15 protein-coding genes are annotated in these 21,730 nt (G+C 59.5%); 1 reads left to right on the top strand and 14 read right to left on the bottom strand.

The features are described from left to right. Positions 1-15: 15 nt before the first annotated feature. The 14 genes from SJQ66_RS16050 to tssB all read right to left on the bottom strand — a co-directional run bounded on the left by SJQ66_RS16050 (position 16) and on the right by tssB (position 20,358). On the bottom strand, positions 16-4,782 hold the full coding sequence (locus tag SJQ66_RS16050) for a type VI secretion system protein (protein WP_320535010.1): 4,767 nt from the start codon (positions 4,780-4,782) through the stop codon (positions 16-18). Between the two features lie 26 nt (positions 4,783-4,808). Beyond that, on the bottom strand, positions 4,809-6,017 hold the full coding sequence (locus SJQ66_RS16045; RefSeq protein ID WP_320535009.1) for a DotU family type IV/VI secretion system protein: 1,209 nt from the start codon (positions 6,015-6,017) through the stop codon (positions 4,809-4,811). Continuing rightward, positions 6,014-7,615, bottom strand: coding sequence for a type VI secretion system baseplate subunit TssK (gene tssK / locus SJQ66_RS16040; RefSeq protein ID WP_320535008.1), 1,602 nt, complete (start codon positions 7,613-7,615; stop codon positions 6,014-6,016). Before tssK ends, SJQ66_RS16045 begins: the two co-directional genes overlap by 4 nt. A 1-nt stretch (position 7,616) precedes the next feature. Continuing rightward, a complete protein-coding gene (locus SJQ66_RS16035; RefSeq protein WP_320535007.1) occupies positions 7,617-8,099 on the bottom strand; it encodes a hypothetical protein in 483 nt (160 codons plus the stop codon). Positions 8,100-8,162: 63 nt separating this feature from the next. Further along, a complete protein-coding gene (locus SJQ66_RS16030) occupies positions 8,163-8,549 on the bottom strand; it encodes a DUF4280 domain-containing protein (RefSeq protein ID WP_024903395.1) in 387 nt (128 codons plus the stop codon). Further along, complete coding sequence (locus SJQ66_RS16025) at positions 8,549-9,061, bottom strand: toxin-antitoxin system YwqK family antitoxin (RefSeq protein ID WP_320535006.1); 513 nt, start codon at positions 9,059-9,061, stop codon at positions 8,549-8,551. Before SJQ66_RS16025 ends, SJQ66_RS16030 begins: the two co-directional genes overlap by 1 nt. Positions 9,062-9,087: 26 nt before the next feature. Next, positions 9,088-11,061, bottom strand: a complete 1,974-nt coding sequence (locus SJQ66_RS16020; RefSeq protein WP_320535005.1) for a type VI secretion system Vgr family protein — start codon at positions 11,059-11,061, stop codon at positions 9,088-9,090. Continuing rightward, positions 11,054-13,945 carry a type VI secretion system ATPase TssH gene (tssH, locus tag SJQ66_RS16015; protein ID WP_320535004.1) on the bottom strand — a complete coding sequence of 964 codons (2,892 nt, stop codon included), beginning with the start codon at positions 13,943-13,945 and terminating at the stop codon, positions 11,054-11,056. The genes SJQ66_RS16020 and tssH overlap by 8 nt, the downstream gene beginning before the upstream one ends. 121 nt (positions 13,946-14,066) lie before the next feature. Further along, the gene (gene tssG, locus SJQ66_RS16010; RefSeq protein ID WP_024903399.1) at positions 14,067-15,209 is read right to left on the bottom strand and encodes a type VI secretion system baseplate subunit TssG; all 1,143 of its coding nucleotides are present in this window, start codon (positions 15,207-15,209) and stop codon (positions 14,067-14,069) included. Continuing rightward, positions 15,164-17,002, bottom strand: a complete 1,839-nt coding sequence (tssF, locus tag SJQ66_RS16005) for a type VI secretion system baseplate subunit TssF (protein ID WP_024903400.1) — start codon at positions 17,000-17,002, stop codon at positions 15,164-15,166. Before tssF ends, tssG begins: the two co-directional genes overlap by 46 nt. An 18-nt stretch (positions 17,003-17,020) precedes the next feature. Further along, positions 17,021-17,677, bottom strand: coding sequence for a type VI secretion system baseplate subunit TssE (gene tssE / locus SJQ66_RS16000; RefSeq protein WP_320535003.1), 657 nt, complete (start codon positions 17,675-17,677; stop codon positions 17,021-17,023). An 11-nt stretch (positions 17,678-17,688) separates the two neighbouring features. After that, positions 17,689-18,162: an Hcp family type VI secretion system effector gene (locus SJQ66_RS15995; protein ID WP_036009683.1), complete on the bottom strand. Its 474-nt coding sequence runs from the start codon at positions 18,160-18,162 to the stop codon at positions 17,689-17,691. A gap of 152 nt (positions 18,163-18,314) precedes the next feature. Beyond that, on the bottom strand, positions 18,315-19,814 hold the full coding sequence (gene tssC / locus SJQ66_RS15990; RefSeq protein ID WP_320535002.1) for a type VI secretion system contractile sheath large subunit: 1,500 nt from the start codon (positions 19,812-19,814) through the stop codon (positions 18,315-18,317). Positions 19,815-19,818: 4 nt separating this feature from the next. Continuing rightward, positions 19,819-20,358 carry a type VI secretion system contractile sheath small subunit gene (gene tssB / locus SJQ66_RS15985; RefSeq protein WP_320535001.1) on the bottom strand — a complete coding sequence of 180 codons (540 nt, stop codon included), beginning with the start codon at positions 20,356-20,358 and terminating at the stop codon, positions 19,819-19,821. A gap of 355 nt (positions 20,359-20,713) precedes the next feature. Here tssB and SJQ66_RS15980 point away from each other — a divergent pair, with 355 nt between their 5' ends. Then, positions 20,714-21,724, top strand: coding sequence for an ABC transporter permease subunit (locus SJQ66_RS15980; RefSeq protein WP_024903405.1), 1,011 nt, complete (start codon positions 20,714-20,716; stop codon positions 21,722-21,724). Positions 21,725-21,730 lie beyond the last annotated feature (6 nt).

Here is a 21,730-nt window from a genome sequence, read left to right as displayed (position 1 = left end):
CGCATAGGCGCACCTTCACCATGCCGGTGCATGTGATGGACGCTGCGCTGGCCAGTCGACAGCGCGTGGCGTTGCTACGGACCGCGATCCATCGCCTGCGCGAAGTCCGGCAATGGACCCTGAGCCATCCGGCGGCAGTCCGCCCGCTTGCAACAACGTCAAACCGATGAAGACGCGCGCGTTAAGTACCGATGAAGGCCCGGAGGGCGCGTCTTGCCGTAGCGCATCCGCCGCCGCCAATGCGGCCTTGGACAGCGGCGCACGGCAGCCCATCGTCTCGTCGCGCACGCAGGGCGTCACCGGGAAACTGAATGCCAATGTGATGCCGTCCGTCCCGGTGGATGCACGGTGGCGATCGATCATCGACAACAGCGCCCATGTGTCGTCGAAACGGAAGATGACGGTCCTGCCATCGGTTGCCATCGCCGGTTGACGAGGGTCTGCGCCTATCCGTATCTGCGCCTCGTCGGCCAATCGTAGCGTTAATACGATGGGGTCACCTGGTCGCCAAGCAAGGGAGGCGGACGCCTTTGCTGGAAGGGCATCACGTTGTTTGGACACACGTTGCGCACCAGATGCGAACGTCCAGTCTATGATCTGGTTACCGTACTGCTCCAACTGCTTGTTCACGCGAAACGCTACCTTCAGGCCGAGGCCGCCTGGCGTGCCGGTGTCTGCCGATACCAATGCGGACATATCGTTGCCCCCCGCCGTGGCAGCGCTGGCCAGCGATGGTTCCGGCGGTCCGTCATTGGCAGGTAATCCGCCTTTCCCGCGGAGCCCGGAACCGGACGACTTCGACTCTGCGCCCCCCGTCAACGGCGTGAGTATCCTTGACATCATGTCGAACTGCCGCGCGAAAGCGCCCACCGAGGAAGGCATGACAGACGAACCGCGATTGCCATCGAACATTCCCGCGCCGGCTGAAACGGTCGCCCCTTTGAAACGCCTGAAAAGCATAAGGGCCCGCGCCACCTGTGAAGGGTCCGCAGCCTCTGGCTGCCGCTCCCCGGATCCTCGCAACGGCGACGCAAACGGCGAATGCCCTGCGAGGTAGGTATTGAAAACAGTTTGAAAAGCCCGCCAATCGGCACGGCGCCGCATCGAGGAAGCGGCCTGACATTGTGTGGATAGCCAGCGATAAAGTCGCCACTGCGTTTCGCTGAAATAGTCTTGCGACGCTGACCTGGGTGCGGTGGAGGCGAGGCGCGCACAGGCGCCCCCATCGATCGGGGCGCCCGCCCCAGGCGGCCCCGCGGCGAGGATGAATTGCTCGAGTTGGAGTAGCGACGACATCGGGCTGCGCACTGCATAGCGGGCCAGATCCTCGACGATCCCGCGCCATTTGCGCGCCAGCGCGGTGTTCGCATCGGCAGTCGTCAATAGCGGCAACAGCGTCGTCGCTTGCCCGCCCCAATCGACTATCGTTGCGGACTGCTCACCCACGAAGGATGCCAATGCCGACTGCGTACCCACGGCAAACGCACAGGCCATCGAGGGCACCGGCACGACGCGATCGCTCTCGACGCGCGCGTTCATAGGCCCGCACGGGCCGTCCGCCGCTGTCACACGCGCTACGGCATACAAGTCCGATGCATTCAAACGCTGATCGAGCATTTGCAGCCAGCTCATTGCATCTGCCGACAAGCGCTCCTGTAACTGCTGCACAGCGGGTGTTGCATCCAGCAAGGTGAGTGAATCCGCAATCTGCTTCAGCGCGATCTGCACCGCGGGCGCCGAGGAACGCCCCGCCGCGCTGGCGGGGTCGGCCATCACGGAAACCGGCACGAGCTGCGCGGCGTCAGCTAACCGACGCAACAACAATGCCGCGAGCTGCTTATCAGCGCCGCGCGTAACGTCCTGCGCGAGGTCGGGCGACAGGGGCAGTACCGTTTTTGCGAGGAGTTGCTTACGTGCGTCGTCCAGCGCCTCGGGTCCGGCCAGCCTATCCAAGCGCCACCGCAGCACCTGTCCTGGCGCTGGCGCCGGCAGGTCACGCGGCGGCACCGATGTCATAAACGACTGTTCCATCAAATTCCCAAGCGCGCCCCGTAATGCAATACGTGCGGGCTTCAGATGCCATGTCGCATCGCTTGCATTCCACAACAGGCCGCTCTTCGGGTTCGCCAACCATTGCCTCAAATCCGACTGCAATCCGCGCTGCGCCCGCCACCAATCATCGCGCCATGCAGACGCCGTCGCCGCCCCTAACACCGTAGAAGCGGACACGCGCCCGGCGATCTCATCGATCTCGTCGGACATCCGACGGGGCACACCAACGGGCGGTAAGGCCAGCGTCTCGCCCTGCTCGTTGGCACTGCCCGGTCCAGTCCGGTTTGCCGACTCGCCCGAGGAGATCGGTTGCCCCGCTCGGCCTGCATCATCAAGGATCCAGCGCCAGCCCCCCCCGGCCACCATGGTGGCCTCATCGTCCAGTAGGGAGACGATGTGCGCGTACTGTACGGGCCAGTTGATCGGCCCGCCGTCGGGAGACACGCCCTGACCAAGCGCTTGCAGCATTGCCTGAACCCGCTTATCGGTCGACAACAAGCAATTTGCCGACAACAAGTCGTGTCTCACCGTCACGGCGTGTATTTGCCAGCGGCGTTGCACGGCCGCCCGCAACGCGGGGTTTTTCAGCGACGGCACGAACTGGGTCTTGTTCGAGTATCGACTGAAGCGCCGCAGACTATGGGCGACATCACCGCGCACCTCAACGTTCATCAGATAGCGAATGACTGAACGGAAATCCTCGTCAGCATCCTCGCTGGCATTATCGCCCATGCGTAGCCGCTTCCAGGCACCCAACGCCTGCTCCAATGCCTCGACGCCCTTCAAATAGGCCAACAAGTCCCGCATCGCGGGCCGGTCGAAGGGCGCCAGCGTGGCGGCGGCGACTGCGGGTAGCGCCGCGTTGCATGCTGACGCCATGCCAACCATGTCACCGGCATCCAGTGACGCATCACATCGCGTCGCCTGTGCCATTGGCAGGATTTCCCCGGTTAAAGGATCCATCGGGGCGCCTGTCAACGCGTGCACTTTGCGGCCCAGCTCTCGTTCGAACGCAACCACCGCCATCGCGCCAAAAACCAGGTGAAAGCGGTCCGAGATCCGCGCGTCCAAGCGATCGAACGGCAGCCATACGCCGGGCATCGTCACCCGCGCTAGCGGACCCGCCAACGTCTCATCCAACGCCAGCAAGGAAAGCGTCTTACTTGAGTACCAGCCCACCGGCAACCATTCCTGGCGTTGCGCCGCCGCCGCCATCATCCGCTGATCGCCTCGCAAGCCTCGCAACACGTCCGCGAGTACTTTCCCACGCGCCGCCGTTTGCCACGTCGCGACGCCCAAACCGGCCGCCCAGCCGCACAGCAACGCCGTCGCACCCCATCGCATGAGACGGTGCCCCGATCGCGACCTCAGCGCTACCGTCGCGGAGGCGCGTGTCAGGCCAATTTCAGCAAACGCCTTCCTGAGCAGGAGATCCCGGTAGAAAACGGGTTCGGAGCGAGCATTATCCGACTCCGCGCCGGCCGCGTCGCCGGCAATGTCGCCGCCCCAATACAGGCCGCGCAACAAGAACGGGTCGTGGTAAGCGTTGGGACGCATCAACGCTTCCATATAACGGTGCAGCGGCTGACGCAACGCCGACAAAGCGTCCAACAGCGCGAGCCATCTCACCGCCGCCCTGTCACAGCCGCCGACGATACGCTCCATTTCTCCACCGTCGATGGAAGCGGCAAAATGCGCCACCACTGAAGCATTCACCACGTCACCCAGATGGTTCAACGCTTCGTCCACCCATTTCTCGTCCCACAATCTGTCCGGGGAATAGGGGGACGACCAACCCACCATGCTTTGCCGGGCCGGCTCCGAAAGGCTGCGCGCGAAGGCATCAAATCCCGGGATCGATTCGCATTCGCTGATAACCACATACACGGTTACCCGCATCGCAAACAGGCGCTGCAGATGCCATAGCCGTTGATGGGCGAGTTGCGCCGCCTCTTGAAGGGCCAGATGCCCCTGCACCGAATCATCGCGTAACAGGCGCGCCGGTAGCACTAGCACGACGGCATCTAGCGGACGCCGTGGCCGGTAGCGACTGCTGCAACGTAGAAATGTGTCCCAGACCGGTTGTGGCTGGCCCGGCATGCCGGAAGACGGCACGAAATCAATCAGGGGCTGACGTAGTTCAATCACCACGCCACGGTCCGCAAAGGTCCAGGTCATGCCGGGCATGGCCGGCGTCTCGGGGCCTTCTCGGAACGCCTTTGCCCTTTGCCAGCGTTTCCAACGCAACAGCAGGCGGGACGAAAGGCTGACGTTCTCAGCCGCCAACGGGTCAGTTGCCGAGTTAGGCACCCAGGGCGTTACATCCAGGTTCGACAGCGGCAACGGCTTTGCGTCCGGGGAGGCATTCAACACCACGAGGCATGGCACGTCATAGCGCATGTAAGGCGTGCCGGTGCGGGCGTCCACCGTACCGGCGCGAGCGCGAAAATCCCGTCGCAGTCCGCGAAGCACATGCGCGAGCGGCGTTTCACCAGGCTTGCTCCCCGCGGCGGCGGGCGGGCGTTCCCCCTCAGTGGGTGTAGGCGCGCCCTTTGGTGCCACCTCCACCTTCTGCGCGGCACGGCTTTCACGCCGCTTTTTACGATACGCGAGCATTGCCACGATCAATGCAGCGAGCAAGACAATGCCGCTGACGACCGCCCCGATCACTACGGTGTGTGATACCCCCGGCAACGACGACAGCAACGGCACGGCGCTTACGCTATTCATATCCCTCTGCCCGATATACTTTTAACCTATTGCCGCCTTTCCGCAATACGCGGAACGCGCGATTCATACTCATCCGCACTGCGTTCAAATGTCTGAGCAGATGGCTGCATGGTTTCGCGCAGCGCCTTGCGCACCGGCCAGCTACTTGCAAACCAGGCAAACTGTGAAAGGACCAGGAGCGCGCCCGCGCACAGGAGCGCGATAACGGCCCAGCGCGCGGGCCGGCGAAAGCTTGTCGGCCTTATCGCGTTCAGCGTATGCGCATACGCATGCGGATCCACGACGCTCGGTGCTGCCGAGCCTTCAGGAAGCGGCTGTTGCATCACCGCCTCATAGAGTTGCCTCCGATAACGCGTAAGCTGTTCCTGCCCACTAAGGCCATTGGGCGTCAGGCGTTGCGCCGACGCGCTGGTTTCTGACGGTTCTGGTTCGCGTTCGGTCTGGCGATAGGCGTCCACTGCGTCGCGTTGCAATGGCTGCCCGTGATAGCGGCCGCTATAGCCCACTCCCAGCATCAGTAGGTAGACTCGGGCCAACATCGGCTTCGCCCGGCGTTGTGAGCACACGAGTCGTTCGATACTTTCAAAGACCGCGTCGCCGGCAATGTGGCTGCCGAATTGTCGTGCCTCGAGGAGGTAGCCGATCCAGGCAGATTTTCCAAGCCACTCGGTATTCAGCAATAGATCGTCGGCCAACGCCGCAAACAGGTAAAGCAGCTCTTGTCTAGCCTCCCCGATCTCGGCATACGCGCTCATTTGCCACCGCGCACCGTAGACACGCAGTTGTCGCAGCAGTCGATCGCTGACCTCTCGCGCGGCATCCTCCATCCGCGCAAGATGTTCCGCGCGCGTTGCCACGTTCGACGGCTCGTTCCCTGCAGATGCCAGGGGGCTCTGCGGCCACGGGCCGGCAGCCGCTCCGCTCTCAGACACCGCGCGTCGATCGTCCAAGGGCGCGCCCAAATCAACGGCCGCGTCACCAAACTGGCGCCACGCCGACGCCACCGTCGGTGCCTGATCGGGCAGCGTGGGAACAACAAAGGCTTCGCCCGTCGTCCGCGGATCGGCCGCACCAACGTGATCGGAAGGTTGCATCGCCCGTCCGTTACTACCGAAGGAAGACAATGGGCTTTGCGACGGGGGCGCCATCGACCGCAACGCTGCGTCGATCTCCGCGACAAACGCGCGAAACGGTGCAAACACCGCTGATTCCTGCCAGTGAGGAATACTCATCATAGCGGCGTACCATCCTCACCGTTAGCGCGCCAGTACGGGTCGACCGGTCGCATTGTTTCAGCCCGCTGTTTCGACTCGTCCCGTCCTGCCCCGTACACCGCAGCCGCGCCCCCCGCCGGCGCCTCCTCGCTGCGGACGTCGGTATCTTCCAATAGCACAAGCGTTGGATTGCATAACGCCTGACCGGGGCCGCGAGGACTATAAACAACCAACGGGGTCCCGGCCCGTAGCGGCGCATTACGTGCATCGATGCGGAACACCACGCTATTCTCCCCGTCTCCGCCAATACGGGCGGCCGCTCCGTTGACGCGCTCGCGCGCCAACCCAAGGACCCGGCGGGAGACGAGAGTAGGCAAGTCGGCCTTTCGTCCAATCACCGCGCCTGCCATCCACGCCTCGAGTGCTTGCGTCGAACCACCCTGCGCGACGATGAAACAAATGTCCCGAAGATCTTGCTGCAAGAGGGCTTCGTAGCGTCCCTCCGTGAAGACGAATGAGCGTTCACGATAGCGCAAGCTCACTTTCTGCATGGCGAGATCGATATCATCGAGCAGTGGACTTAGTGCCCCTTCCGGGTTGTTGTGGTCGTAGCGGTCCAACAATCCGGGTACCATGTCTTCCCGCAGCAGCGCCACCGCGCCGCGCACGCTGGCCAGCGCGACGAACAGCGCGTGCGGATGCACGTTCTGCGTTTGTAGTACGGCCTCCAGCTGCGGCAACGCCAAGGTCAGACACCGCAACTTTTCCCGCATCGCAAAGCGCGCGAGCCCGCCATCGTCGGATGAGCGATGTAGCGGCGCCTTGTTGGCGTCTTTGCTGTCGATCCACTCCGGGTGAATGGTTGCCGGGACGTCCTGCCCCATCGGTCCCGACGACAGCAATTGCCGTGCTAGAAACAATGCCTTGGCCCGCATCTGCACGGCAATCCCGCGCACGCGCACCAGGATGCGACCTTGATCACGCAGGCGCAGCGACGGGGGCAAACGTTCGGCGAGCGTCACGACATCGGCGTTCCGCCGCAGTGTACCGATGCGCAATACGTCATAACTTGCATCGGGAATGGCCCCCACGGCCAAGCCGAGTTGCGGGACCTGCCGCGGCACCGCGATGGCGTCGCTACCGGAGACGGCATCCATCACCAGCGGGCCTGCCACGGAGCAGAAGCGCCGGACGGGACGATCTTGCGGATCGCCTTGGACGCCGCTGCCTCGCATCGTGTGGATGGACGGCAGCGTCAGGTACAAATCGACTTCCGCACCGCTTAGCAGCGCCGCATGGTGTCGCAGATCCAGTTCGAGTGGCGCGTTGAGCGAATCTGTGGCGTCATAGGTCAACACGGTGCCGTCGGGCATCACGGCCTCCAGTGTTGTTACCCTGATATGCCCCGACGCGAATTGCATTCGCTCAAAATGGCATGACCAGACGCCCCAAGCGTAAGGATTCGTGCGTAGTAAATGCCAGCGCACCAATTGTTCCAAGCGAGCATCTAACAACTGAAAGTGCTGCGGCGACAGCAACATACCCTCATGCCACTCGACCCGCTCGGATATCCGTTCAACGCGCTCGTGCGTGCCCTCGAATTCCTGTTCATCGTGCACGCTAACGGTCTCCTACGATTTCAATATTTTCCCGCGTCAACCGGATCGTCACCGGCCCTTTCCGTGCCGTAATCCGTGCGCGATGAACGCCAGGGGTGCCATAGCGGGCAAAAACGAGCGCCGCATTGACTCGCCGTGGCGCCATAAGCGAGCGCGGCATATGCAACGTCTGCCCAGACACCATCTCCCAACTGAAGTAATGAAGCCGATCCGGGAACAGTGCCTGCAAGGCTTCACGCTGTGCATACCATTGCGCCGCAGACATGGCCGCGATCCGCTCTGTCATTGCCACGTCACTGCTCAGAACCAGATCCAACGCTACGGGGTTATCGCCATTTGCGTCTGGCGTGGCACTCAGGGTCAGGCCTGACCAATGAATCCGATACTGTGGATTGCTGTTTGCACAGCCACAGACGAGCGCCGCCAGCGCCAGAAGCACGATCGAAAGAATGGCGCGCGGAATGGTCACGGCAATTCGACTCACTATGCGCCCCCTTTCATCTAACGGTTTAACTCATGAACGTCGCAATAACGTGGCGGCATTTTTTCAGGCCACGGTAATGGTGGCTTGGCTGGCAGAAACAACCTGGATGATGCCTCCCCACTGGCACATTAATTTACTGCTTACATCCAGCGCTGGTGTGTTGCCGATCATCGTTCGCAATGCCCCCGGCATCCATGGCGCGCCACAAACAGGCACACACGGCATGGGCGTCAGTACACCGAACGCCGCGGCGGTTGCAGCAGCGACCACTGGATTCGCCGGACAAGAACAGACACCAAATGGCGGCACGTTCACGAATGGCAAATTGTCAGTCACGGTGGCGGCCGGGGTACCCGCGACTACACGTTTTATTGGAATGACATTCAATACAGAAGGGGCCGCGCCGAACGAGCATTGCAGCGGCGCTCCAGCTATCGCGAGAAAAGTCATCACCGCTCCTCGACGAATTGCAACACGCCAGCGTGCCATTTTTCGTCGCGCAAGGGGGAGCCGTCCGGACGCCAATATCGTGTCCACCCATGCAACAACCCATTTTCGTAATGGAATAGTGCAACGGCACGGGCGCTCACTTGATCAAAGCACAACGCATTTCCGTGCAATTTCCCTTGCTGGTAGGTCAATATCGACACGGTTTGACCGTGGACTAACTGAAGGCAAGGGCCATGCAACAGTCCGCTTTGGTAGCTTGCGCGCATTGTCATGACACCATCTTCGTTAAAAACCCGCATCTCACCATGGGGCTGCCCGTCAACGAAAGCGGCCAGCAACTGGCTGTTTCCATTTGGCCAAAATTGCCGCACGACACCCTCGACACGCCCTGCCACAAGCGTCACGTGCGTGGCATTAGGCGCTGCGCAATCGCCACTGACCTGATCGTGCGCCGGCGCACCGATCAATGGGCAATTAGCACCGCCGGTCATGCCACCTTCAACGTCATGCATGCGATTATCCGCCGCGAATAGCATCGTCAATTTATCGACACCATGCCCCCCTTCAAGGTCAGCATGCCACCACCATCCACAGTCTGCGTGGTGGATGCTCTCGACGACACCGACAATCCTTCGTTAGACAATGTCGTAGTCGCCTTATTGGTCAGCGACATGCCCGCTTCATTCGTAAGATCTGTACCAGCCTTATTTGTCAATGCAGTGGCGGCTTCGTTTGAAAGCGTGCCACCCGCATGTAGCGCGATATTGCCCCCCACCTTGATGGTCAGATTTCCGTCGATCTGCAGGGTATAGTCGCCCGACACACTATGCCGATATGTCGCTTCGTCGTAAAGGGCGTGATCGCCTGACACGGTTTCCGTTCGCTTGCCTTTCACTTTTTGCGTATCGTTGCCTTCGGCAATTTCGAAGAGCCGGTTCCCCTTGCGCACACTATGGGTCTCGTCACCTTCGGCGATCGTCGTTGACATCGAATTGGCAACATCGATATGCATTGCCCTGCTGGCTTGCAGCGCAAGCAATTGCGCGTCCGTCTTATCGTCAAATACCAACGCGTTGCCATCAACGGCGTTCTGTCCGAAAGTGCGCGAACGTAGCACTGTCTGTGTCTGGTCACGCGGCAACGTTACCGGCGGCGTCTGCACGTCGTTATAGACCGACCCCGTTACGACAGGCCGGTCGGGATCTCCTTCGACACAGGTCACCAACACTTCCTGACCGATTCGCGGCAGGAACCATTGCCCCCACCCCTGTCCGGCCGTCCCTTGCGCCACCCGCATCCAGCACGACGCGTGCTCGTCCGCCGCGCGCTTTCGGTCCCAATGCATGCGCACCTTAATACGACCGTGTTCATCCACCCACACCGTTTCGCCTGAGGGACCAACGACGGTCCCCGTTTGGGGACCGGCCAAACGCGGCTTGGCGATGGCTTTCGGGCGGAACGGGCGATCTGCCGGCAACGACGAAAATTCCGCCCAGTATTGACTGTCCTGAATGCGATGGCGAACCGTAAGGACGTGGTACCGCGCGCCCGCCCGTGTATCCGTCGCGTCATCATCGCTGGATATTTCCAGTAACGACCACGCCGATAACGCATGACAACGGGTCAGTCCGGACATCGTAGCGTCCTGCGTGCCCAACGCGTCTAACAACCGTCGCGCCAAATTCTTGCCTTCATTTGCGTCATGCTGTCCGCCGGGGTAGACGTAACGCGTTCCCCATACGGCTGCGTCGCCAGACTGCGCCAGTGCCGGCGTTGCCGACGTCATTGGGTGATAGTCATTCACAATGACCTGCCGAGGCACGACCGCACGCAACAACTGACGTCGCCAAACGGTATCAAACACGGCTCGTTCCGTCGGTCGCCGCGCATAACGCAATACCTGGCTCGTACTGCGTGGCAATTCGTAAGAAGCCGCGTCGGCAAGTATCACTGGCAGGGAATCCGCTGCCGTATCGAAACAAAAGAAAATACCCGTTTCGGCCATCAGACGCGCGATAAAAGCAAACGCGCTCTCGTCGTATTGGACGCAGTAATCACGAACCGGATACGTTTCGGTCAGACGATTTTCATAAGTGATGTCATGTCCACGCAAAACACTTTCAATGATGGCTGGCACACTCTGCGCCTGATAGATGGAGCGGTCTGAATCCAACGTCAGTAGCCAGAGTTTCGGTACAATCTTAGCCGTATAACAATGGACCTTATCACGCTCGTTGCCCGGAGCCGTCCGCTCGTCTTCCTCGACGATCTCACTTACAATGCCGCGCAAGATGCGGTCGGCTTGTCCCTCAAAGCGCATCGTGATGGACGCGACCCTGCCCGTCAGTGTCACCGCGTCCAGCGGCGCGCCACTCACCGTGAAAGCAATCGAAAATGCGTATAGCCACGACACTGCCTCTTCACCATCCAGCGTCTCTAACACTAGGTGCTGATTGACACTTTCGATAGCAAGCATGGCCGTGAATGCGGCGTCGCTTCCAATGTCAGACATTGCAGATCTCCACGCCAACATTCTCTGTCGTGTCACTGAAACGGAATCGGAAATTCCCGTCTTGATCGACGTCCATCCATATTGATGCCAGCGCAATGCCCGTGGCAACGCGCTCAAGAATGCACTGCGATAGGTCCGGCAAAACGGTTTGAGTTAAGAGATGATCGATATTGCGCGCGCCGCTTTCCACCTCCACGCAACGCGCCGCGATCGTCTGCGCGGCACTGTCAGACCACTGAAAGCGTGCACGATGCTGCAATTTGATCCGATCCGCCAACGTCGACAACTTCATCGTCACGATTTTCCGCACTTGTTTATCGGTCAGCGAAAAGTAAGGAACGATGACGGTACGGCCAATGAAAGCAGCGCTGAACCGGTGCAACAACGCATCACGCAGCACGGGCATCAGAGACGCGGCATCCTGCAACGCCTCCGGTCTGCCCTGGATATGCCCGTCTTCTTCAGGCGCGACCCGCACAGTTTTGCGCATGACCTCTTCATGGTCCGTGATGACGCTTTGGGCCGCATTGGACGTCATCAGGATGATCGTATTGCGAAAATCGATTGGTACGCCTTCGCCATCTTCCAACGTTCCTTTGTCGAACACCTGGAAGAACACTTCCAAAACGTCGGGATGCGCTTTCTCCATTTCATCAAGCAGGACGACGCTATAGGGCTTGCGCCGTACGGCCTCGGTCAGGACGCCACCGCGTCCATATCCAACATAACCTGGCGGCGCGCCCTTCAACGATGAGACGGTATGGGCCTCTTGAAACTCGGACATATTCACGGTGATGACATTGCGCTCACCGCCATAAAGCAGCTCTGCCAGGGCCAAAGCGGTGCCAGTCTTTCCGACGCCGCTCGGTCCGACCAGTAGAAATACGCCAATCGGCTTCGACGGGTCTTCCAATCCAGCGCGCGACGTTCGTATCCGTCGGGCCAGTGCATCCAGCGCCGCATCCTGCCCCACGATGTACTGTCCCATCCGCGCCTTCAGATCTAGCACGGAATGAATCTCATCCGCCATCATGCGTCCCACCGGGATACCGGTCCAGCCGGATACCACTTCTGCCACGGCAGAGGCGTTGACGCGGACGGACACCAAGGGATCATCCTGCTGGATTGCCTCAAGCCCCTTCTCCAGCCGCTGCAGCAGTGCTCGGTCGCTGCAAAACTGATCGTCGGCCCATTCCGCCGGCGGGTAGGCGGAAGCCACTGGAGACGCATCGCGTTGTGCCGATCTCTTACCGCAGGAGGAGGCGTCCTGCCCATCGCTTCCATCCTTACCCTTCTGCAGCTCTGCGGCGATGCGCGCTCTGCAAGCATTGATCCGCGCGGCCACGTCGCGTTCCGTTTCCAGCTTCTCCTGCAGCTTCCGGCGCGCGCCACGCTGTTCGATCAATTGCGCCTCAAGCGCTGCCATCTTCTCTGCAAGCGCCGTATGGGCGAGTGCGTCACTAGCCGGTGCGCAGGCGGCTTCGTACCGATGCAGTCCCAACGCATGTTCATCTTGCGCGATTTCGCGATCTAACGACTCGATACGCGGCGACACGCCTGCGAGGACAACCGCAACGCGCGCGCAGGCCGTGTCTAGTACGCTCACTGCTTTGTCCGGCAATTGTCGGCCTGTTATGTAGCGGTGTGACAGACGAACCGCGTCGCGCACGGCGTCGTCGCCGATCTCGACCCCGTGATGCTCGGCAAGTTTGCGCACGACACCGCGCAACATTTGAATGGCAGCCTCTTCTGTTGGCTCGTCCACTTTAACCACCTGAAACCGCCGCGCCAACGCCGGATCACGCTCGACGTAGCGTTTGTATTCCGCCCAGGTGGTTGCCGCGATCGTCCTCAGTTCACCGCGCGCCAGTGCCGGCTTCAGCAAATTCGCCGCATCGCCTTGCCCCTCCGCTCCACCTGCACCAATGATCTGGTGCGCTTCATCGATGAATAGCACTATCGGCTGCGGCGACGCATGTACCTGCGCAATCACCCCTTTCAACCTGTTTTCAAACTCCCCTTTGACGCCCGCCCCCGCCTGCAACAACGCCAGGTCCAGTGACAATAATCGAACCTGGCGTAGCGCAGCCGGAACCTGCCCTCGTGCAATACGCTGCGCGAATCCTTCGACGACGGCGGTCTTCCCCACTCCCGCTTCTCCGGTGAGGATTGGATTGTTTTGCCGCCGCCGCATCAACACATCAATCAGTTGCCGAATTTCCGAATCACGCCCGGTGACGGGATCCAGCCGACCCTCCCGAGCCTGGCGCGTAATATCGATCGTAAAGCGTGCCAGGCCGTCAGTGGAACGATCAGACGTTGGCCAAAACCCCGCCGGCGTTCCCCCGCCGGAGGACAGACCGTTGTCACTATGGTCTGTCTGCAATAGGGGCAGATCCCGCGCGCCGACGGATTTGTCCGCGCCTTGTGCAACCATTACTGCTTGGGATGCCGCATCGCGTGAAATATTCAACAACGCCGGCGCAGCGTCGATCAGACGGCCCCGCAAACTGTTCAGCGCAAGCAGCGCGAGCAGCAACGCGCCAGCATCAATCTTTTGAAGACCACACGTGACGGTTGCCAACACCCAGCCCTCACGAAACCAATCAGCGAAGTCCGGCGCCAGCGCGGGCGTCCTGGCATTTCCACGTGTGAAGCCATCGATCGCTTTTTGCAACTGGCGCGCCACAAGATCGGCGTCCACGCCACACTCCTGTAGCACACCTCGCCAAGCGGCGTCCGGTGCCTGGGCGAACTGCATTAACAAGTGCTCGGGCTCCACGCTGTAATGCGTCTGCTGCACGCATAATGCGGCGGCCTGCTCCATCGCTGATAAGCACCGCGGGTCAAGCCGGCTCAGCCAAGTACGGATATTGGTGTCCATTGCTTTCGGTTCTCGAACTCGTTAAAGAAAGGCAACCCCTTTCGGCATCACCTCAGCGCCGCTCTCGCACCGTACCGCCGTTGTCAACTTGGCTGACTCGAAGACCGGTCCGATTCATTGCCTAACGCTTCTCCATCTCGCTATCACTAAGCATCACTGAAAATCTAACCGTGCCAAGGGATGCGGCACCCGCATGGCCGCGACGCGATGGATTGGCCATCAATCGCGTTGTCCACCCCAATCGTGCCGTCGCTGTCGATATGCGCGCCGGCGCAGCGCTTTCCCCTAACAGCTGCAACGTGACTTGCACAAAGGGGCGCGATGGAAGGTAACGCTGCAACATGTCGACCAGCACGGCGTGGGCACTTCCCCCTGGCAGCAGGTCGCGCAGTGCCGCATTCCCTGTGATGCGGCATCGCAACCCAATACCAGCCGATTGATCCCATGCTCGCCGTCCAAGCGCCGACCGCCCATCCAATCGTGCGCCCTGCCCGTCGCGCCCCCGCAGCCGACACCGCTGCCCTACATCAATCGGCAACCAAGTGCCGATAAATTGCTGCGCGTCCACGCGAATACCCAGCCGATGTTGCATCAGCGTCTCAAGACCTCGCAACGAGCGCGGCGCTCCAGCCAACAATCCGGCATGCGCTAACCACGCTGCCTCCGGCTGCGGAGACGCACCAACCCGCACCGATCGCAATGCGTCGTCATGTGCGGCTACAACGGCGTTACGCGATGCGACACCTTTGTGCCGCACATCGAACGCACCGTCTCGCATAAACGCGCGAAGCACTGCTTGCAGTGGAGGGCCATCGGGATCACCCAAGGCCGAGAGCGCCCCGAACCGTCGCTTTTTGCTGCGATAAAGCAAGGTGAGCAAGCGATGATGGAAAATATCGAGAAAATCGTGCGTCGCGTAATCTCTGCGGGATGCACGTTCAAACAGTCGGCGTGCAAATGGCTCGGGCAGTGGCCCATGCGCGCCGGCCAGCGCCATAATCGGTGTACGTAGCAAGGGCCTATCGCGCAACGCATCAGCAGGTTCGACCGAGGTGATGTCCCGCGGCTCGAATTTCATCGATGTTATCGCGCCCAGGCGCAGGGCTTCAAACCTGCCGTCGCCCTTTCCCAGCGGCACGCATCCAAGAGCCGCACGTTCGATCAGCCAAATCGCTTGAAACAGGTTGTAGCACTGCGGCGCATCCTGCAGACGCGCGACTACATCATCGGATAGGTCCCGGCGGCTGGTGCCCACTGATGCCATGTCTCCCCTCCCTTATTTACCACGAGACACACGAATGTGTTCACCGACGTGTACATTGCAAATACCCGGAACAGTACTGCAGCGAGCAGCAGTGGCGATGTGCCCGCGAACGCCGCTTCGTCGAATTCGATCGTGATACGCGTGCCGCGACAGAAGCCGCGCCACCCATCGTTACCGATATGTCCTGTCATCGGCGCGGAACGGACGGCACGCACGCCATCGATTTGTGCTTTCTCCCGAGCGCTTCCATGTGAAAACACCGTGAGAAGATCATGAACATATCTGACTGCATTCCCCGCTGAAAACGTTTGGTAATGCAAGGTCAACAGAGAAACAAGGCGCCATAACGCTTCACTTTCGAGTGGCGGCAACTGCGCGGCAGTAGGCGAGGTCAGGCTTTGCGCTTGCACGTGCTGCGATCCGCGCGTCAGTGTCATCCGTGCATCTGCCGGCATTCGCTCCGCCAAACGTCGATTCGAACACAGGACCCGCGCATATACCGTCCAGCCAGACGACTGCGCGCGCCCCTCATCGGCATCGATGAAATAGATATAGGTATCCGTACCTGAGCGGTTTGGACGGATCGACCGTTCGATCCGCGCCCCCCAGAACAACGTATCGTCATATAACGGGTGAGATCCGGACACGCGATCAGCCGTCGTATCCGCTGCTTGCTTCGGTTCTTTCCCGGTGTGTAAATCATCGGAGTGCGCCACGTCCGCAGGTTGCGCACCCATCGCATAGTGCGGCATCTGTACCGTGCGACCACTGGTGCCATCGACATACCACATTGTGTCCACGGAAACGATCTCTGTATGGGCATCGTGTCGATGGTCTGCAACTAGAGGATATTCATAATGCTGACCTTTCACTGTTACCGGCTCGCTGGTGCGCTCGAAAAGATTGACCACCGGCACGCAAGCGAGATCGAAATGATCAGTTCGTAAAGCGGGGAGATGTTTTATAGAGCGGCTGTATTGGAACGTCAGACGCGCCTTGTTTCCTTGACCGAACACACCAGGCGGCAAGAACAGATCGAAAAAGTGAAATTTATTGGGAAAAGCAAAATACTCCTGCAGCAGCACATACGGCAGATAAGCGGGTGCGGATGTCGTCAGCAACGACTCATCCGCGTCGAACCCCACCTCCCGCCATGCGCTTGACGCCAAGTGCTGCGTGATGCCCGCATCGGTGGACACCGTCACACGCGACACCGCCGCTACCATTAATTCATACAGCGGCACCACCTCGGTCCAGTCACCGCACAGATGAATACGGAGACGTCGAATATCGCACTGTGGAAATGTGATACCCGGTGTGGTTTCCAACGTTAAGGTGATCGTGTCATCTTGGGTTTTCGACGCCGCACTAATATGTAACGGCAATAAAGTCGTATCCCACGCAGTACGGAAATGACAAGCTATATCGTCGACAGTGCGAGCAAGCAACGCGGTATGACGTGGCAACCGATAGCCCGATGTCACATTCCCCTGCCTTGGGTCCAGTGACATCCGCACGATCGCCATGGACGGCAGGGACTGTGCAAGGGACGGGCAGACTTGAAAAAGCAGCGTAGTCGCGAGTTCGGGCGCGGCCTGATCCAGATCTCGATGGACACGAGCAGTCAGGAAGGCGACCGCCTCGATCAGCCGCTCGGTATGCGGATCCTGCGACTCTGTTCCCGACAGCGACAGCCGCGCAGCCACATTGGGGTACCGCGCGGCAAACGTCGCACCCTGCTGGCGCAGGTAGCCCATCTCGCGCTTGTAGTATTGCAAAACGTCGTCGGACATGGGGCCACCTCGTCTTATTCAGTTAGTCAAACCCGTCGGGCCGCACGCACTCCCTTTGCACGTTGTATCGTCTTCCGACTCTAGCGTGACAGGCAATACGCGCGATAGCCCCTGAGAGGAGCGTGTCAGGACGAAAAGGACATCCTCTCGCGCAGTCCCTGTACGAATCCTGGCATAGATAGATAAGCGAAGCGCTTCCCCTCCCGCAGGGTCCGCGTGCAACGTAATATGCACATCTGTCAAACGCGGCTCGAAGCGGGTAATCGCGAGAACCATCACACGGGAGAGCAGTTGCCGATCAGGCTCCGACCGCATCGACAAGCCCCGTATATCAGGTAGTCCATAGTCGAGCAAATCCAATGATCGCGCTTCGTAATGCCGAATCGGCACACGCGACGTGGTCTGAAACAGATCGGATAGCTCATTGGCAATTGATTCACACCACGCTTGTGATGGTTCGACGCACGGCCGATCACCCCTACTACGCACTTTTTCAGGCGTGCGCATGTCGTCGATAAGAGGATCGCTATTGCGCGAATTCAGCCGCCCCGCGTCGCCAGGGTCTTCAGACACAAGCCGATCGAACAGCAGCCTCGGTGCGTTGCCGTCACCCTCTGCCCCGCGCCGCTGCGCAGGGCATTCTGAATGGGCTACCGTGCGCCGAGAGATCGACATACCTGTTTCGCCTAGGATGCCTTATTCGTCGTGAAGTCCCATTTAGCTGATGTGTTGCCCTTACCTGTCGCATCTTTATTCTGCGTCTTATAGGTAATCTCAATTGCAGAGAAGCTCAGCAGAATGGAATCCGATCCGTCCATATCCATTGCGTTGCACCCTACGTTTACGACTATCACATTCGTCAACTTATAGACCATATCAGCGGTCGGCTTGTCCGCGTTACGCACAATACTAATCGTCGCCTCCGCGTGTGATTTGCCGTCCGCGCAGGCTTGGTACAACGGGGGTGTCGACATGTCCATCCGCTTCGTGATCGAGATTGTGTTGCCGCTGGGGATTCCCGATCCACGCCCAGAATTCGACGGATCCACATTGCCATGATTAGAGATACCGAAGGATATCGCTTCGAGCTCGATCGTGTCGGCGAAACCGTCCATCGTACTGTTACCTTTTACGCCGTCCAATTTCAGTAAAATCGCCATCTTTAATTCTCCTTGCAGCACATATCAGTGCACATTCATTTGGTAAAAAAAGGAAAAGTGGATGCTGTAAAATTCCCCCTCCAACATTGGCAGCCTATGGACTAAACGACCCCGTACTCCGACCGTTTTCACGCCCTCCGGGCTCATCCGCTTCACGCGGCCGACTCTGGCAAATCTGCCACGAGTCGCATCGACGCCGTCATCTCCTCCATCTGGAAATGCGGCTTGATAAAGCACGTTGCACGGAAGGCTCCCGGCCGCCCCGGCACTTCCGTTACATCGATCCGAGCAGAACTAAGCGGAAATTTCGCTTTCATTTCCTGTGGCGCCGATTCATTTAGTAGTACAAATGATGATATCCAATCGTTTAGATAGCGACTGATGGCCTCCTTGGACTGGAAACTTCCCACCTTGTCGCGCATCATGACTTTCATATAATGCGCAAAGCGGGATGCGGCCATGACATAGGGCAGTCGACTTGAAAGCGCCGCGTTAGCATTGGCCGCATCGGTGCTGTACATCGCTGGCTTGTTTACTGTCTGGCTTCCGAAAAATGTTGCGGAGTTCTCGCCTTTGGCGCTGACAAGCGCCACAAATCCCATGTCGCTTAGTTCTTTTTCCCGGCGATCAGTGATGGCGACCTCGGCTGGACATTTCAGTGCCATATCGCCTTCATCGGTCTTAAAAACGTGTGCTGCGAGCCCGCCTACCTTGCCGCCGCCCTCCACCCCGCGAATGGCCGTTGGCCAGCTGTGTTGCGCGAAGGCATTGGTAATGCGCAGCCCCATTTGATAGGCTGCATTCGACCACAGGTACTTATTGTGATCGCTGCCATCCACGTCCTCCTCGAACTGGAACGTTTCCACCGGTTGCGTCTTCGCGCCGTAAGGCAACCGGGCCGCGTAGCGGGGCAGGACAAGCGCAACGTAGCGCGAATCGTCGGTTTCCCGAAATGCGCGCCAAGGCGCCAGCTCCTCACTCTCGAAAGTCTTCGAAAGATCGCGCGGAACACCCAGTTCCGTGTAGGACTTCAGATCGAACAGCGAAGGCGCAGCCGCTGCAATAAATGGTGCATGCGCTGCCGCCGCGACCTTGGACATGCCCTCGAGCAGCGCGATATCCTGTGGATGACGCCCAAACTGATAATCGCCAATCAACATGGAATAAGGTGCACCACCAAACGTGCCGTACTCTTCCTCGTATAGCTTTTTAAACAACACGCTCATGTCGTAATCGACCGCGCTCTCAAGATCCTTCAGTAATTCCGCCTTTGTCACGTTTAACACACGCAACTTTAATCGCGCGCTCGTTTCCGTTCCGTGCACAAGATCGGATAGACCACGCCACGAGCCCTCCAGCGCCTGAAATGCAGGGTCGTGCATGACGGCGTTCAATTGATCGGTCAAGATCGCATCGATCTGCGCGACGCGTTCGTTAATCATGGCAACAACGCCCTTATCGGGGCTCGCCCGCATGCCTTCGTCCAGAATCTGCGATGCGAGTTGCCCGATCAGTCGCCGGGCATAGCCACCCTGCGAAGGCTCGACCGCCATATTGCCTTCGAGCACGATGCGGTCGAGCAACGATGTCGGTTCCGATGCGTCGTCCATCGTCTGTACGGCGGCGGTACTCGTTTGTGTTTCAGCGCTCATCGCCTTACTCCGATTGGTTTTCAACGTCAGATACGGTATCCGCCGCGTCAGCTTTCGTCCCCGCGTCGTGCCGCAACGTCTTCAGTGCGTCACTATTACTAATGACACTCTCAAGCAAGGCGTCCAATTCGTCGTTCCCGTCGAGTTTCGCGAGTAGATCTCGCAGCTGCTGACGCGCCTCCAACAGTTTTTTCAGACGGGGCACCTGATTGACGAGCGCATCGGGATGAAAATCACGCATGTGGGAAAAGTGCAGTTCCAGCGCGAGGCTACCCTCTCCCTTCATCGTGTCCGGCACGGACAGCATCAAGCGCGGTGCCACACGCGCCATCACATCATTAAAGTTGTCTCGATCTATCTCAGTGAGACGCCTGTCCTTTAACTTAGGGAGTGGCTTCTCCGGCATACCGGCCAAATCAGACATCACGCCGACCACCATGGGCAATTCACGCCGCTCCACAGCATCGCCAACTTCTACGTCGTAAGTAATCTGAACGCGTGGTGCACGATTACGTCCTACCCACTTCTGTAAACTATTTGACATACTATGCTCCCAAAAGGACGCCGGTCTATACGACATGCAGAATCAAGTGGTCGCACTCGGTGCGCTTGCGGGATCGGCCGTCATCCTCCGTAAGCGCTGCCACTTGGTTTATAAAGACCATCTACTGTTAAAAGATCATAGACCGTTGCCATTCGCATTCCCACTCGGAACCGTCCTAAACGCCAGAGACTACTTAGGAGCTTCGCCACCCCAACGCTTACTTCGCCCGACTTTCTTGTACGGATGCGATGACACAAAATATTTGAGACTTGGTACGATGCTAAGTCTCACATGCCGTAAATCCATTCACGGGAAGCGGTATGATCGACTCCTATAACGTCTGCTACCCCATCCTATGGTTCGATATCTGCTGCGACGGTTAGGCGTGTTGCTCCCCACCTTTATCGGCATCACCTTGCTGGCGTTCGCCTTGATCCATCTCATACCCGGCGATCCTGTGGAAGTGATGATGGGTGAGCGCGGCATCGATCCAGCCTCGCACGCCGCCGCGTTGCACCGGCTTGGGCTGGACCAACCGCTGGCACTGCAGTACTGGCACTTCGTCTCGCACGCAGTGCGCGGCGATCTCGGCCTGTCAATCGTTACAAACACCCCAGTCCTACAGGAATTCTGGGCGCGTTTTCCGGCTACCTTGGAACTGTCTATTTGCGCCATGATCTTCGCCTTGCTGGTGGGCTTGCCCGCCGGCGTCGCTGCCTCGTTGAAGCGCGGATCGACGCTGGATCATGGCGTGATGGGCGCGGCGCTGACCGGCTACTCGATGCCGATCTTCTGGTGGGGACTGATCCTGATCATGTTTTTCTCCGTCAAACTGGGCTGGACACCGGTATCAGGGCGCATAGCGGTTGAATATGATATCCCGCACATTACCGGCTTCATGTTGATCGATGCCGCCTTCTCCGACGACGAAGGCGCTTGGCGCTCCGCCGTTAGCCATCTGATCCTGCCCGCCGTCGTTCTCGGTACGATTCCTCTCGCGGTAATAGCGCGCATGACCCGCTCGTCGATGCTTGAAGTGCTGCGCGAAGACTACATCCGTACAGCTCGGGCGAAGGGCTTGTCGCGAACGCGGGTGATCGTCGTGCACGCACTGCGCAACGCGCTGATTCCGGTCTCGACGGTCATCGGACTCCAGGTAGGCACGCTGCTGGCCGGTGCGGTGCTTACGGAGACGATCTTTTCCTGGCCTGGCATCGGCAAATGGCTGATCGATGCGATCGGTCGCCGCGATTATCCCGTCGTACAAGGCGGGATTCTTTTGATCGCGTTGTTGGTGATCTTCGTCAACCTGGTGGTGGATCTGCTGTATGGCGTGCTCGATCCGCGCATCCGTCACCACCGCTAGGAGCGA

Source organism: Robbsia andropogonis, from assembly GCF_034047095.1.
Classification (GTDB): domain Bacteria; phylum Pseudomonadota; class Gammaproteobacteria; order Burkholderiales; family Burkholderiaceae; genus Robbsia; species Robbsia andropogonis.
Note: the sequence above shows the minus strand (reverse complement) of the source record. Positions and strands in the feature narration are given on the sequence as shown.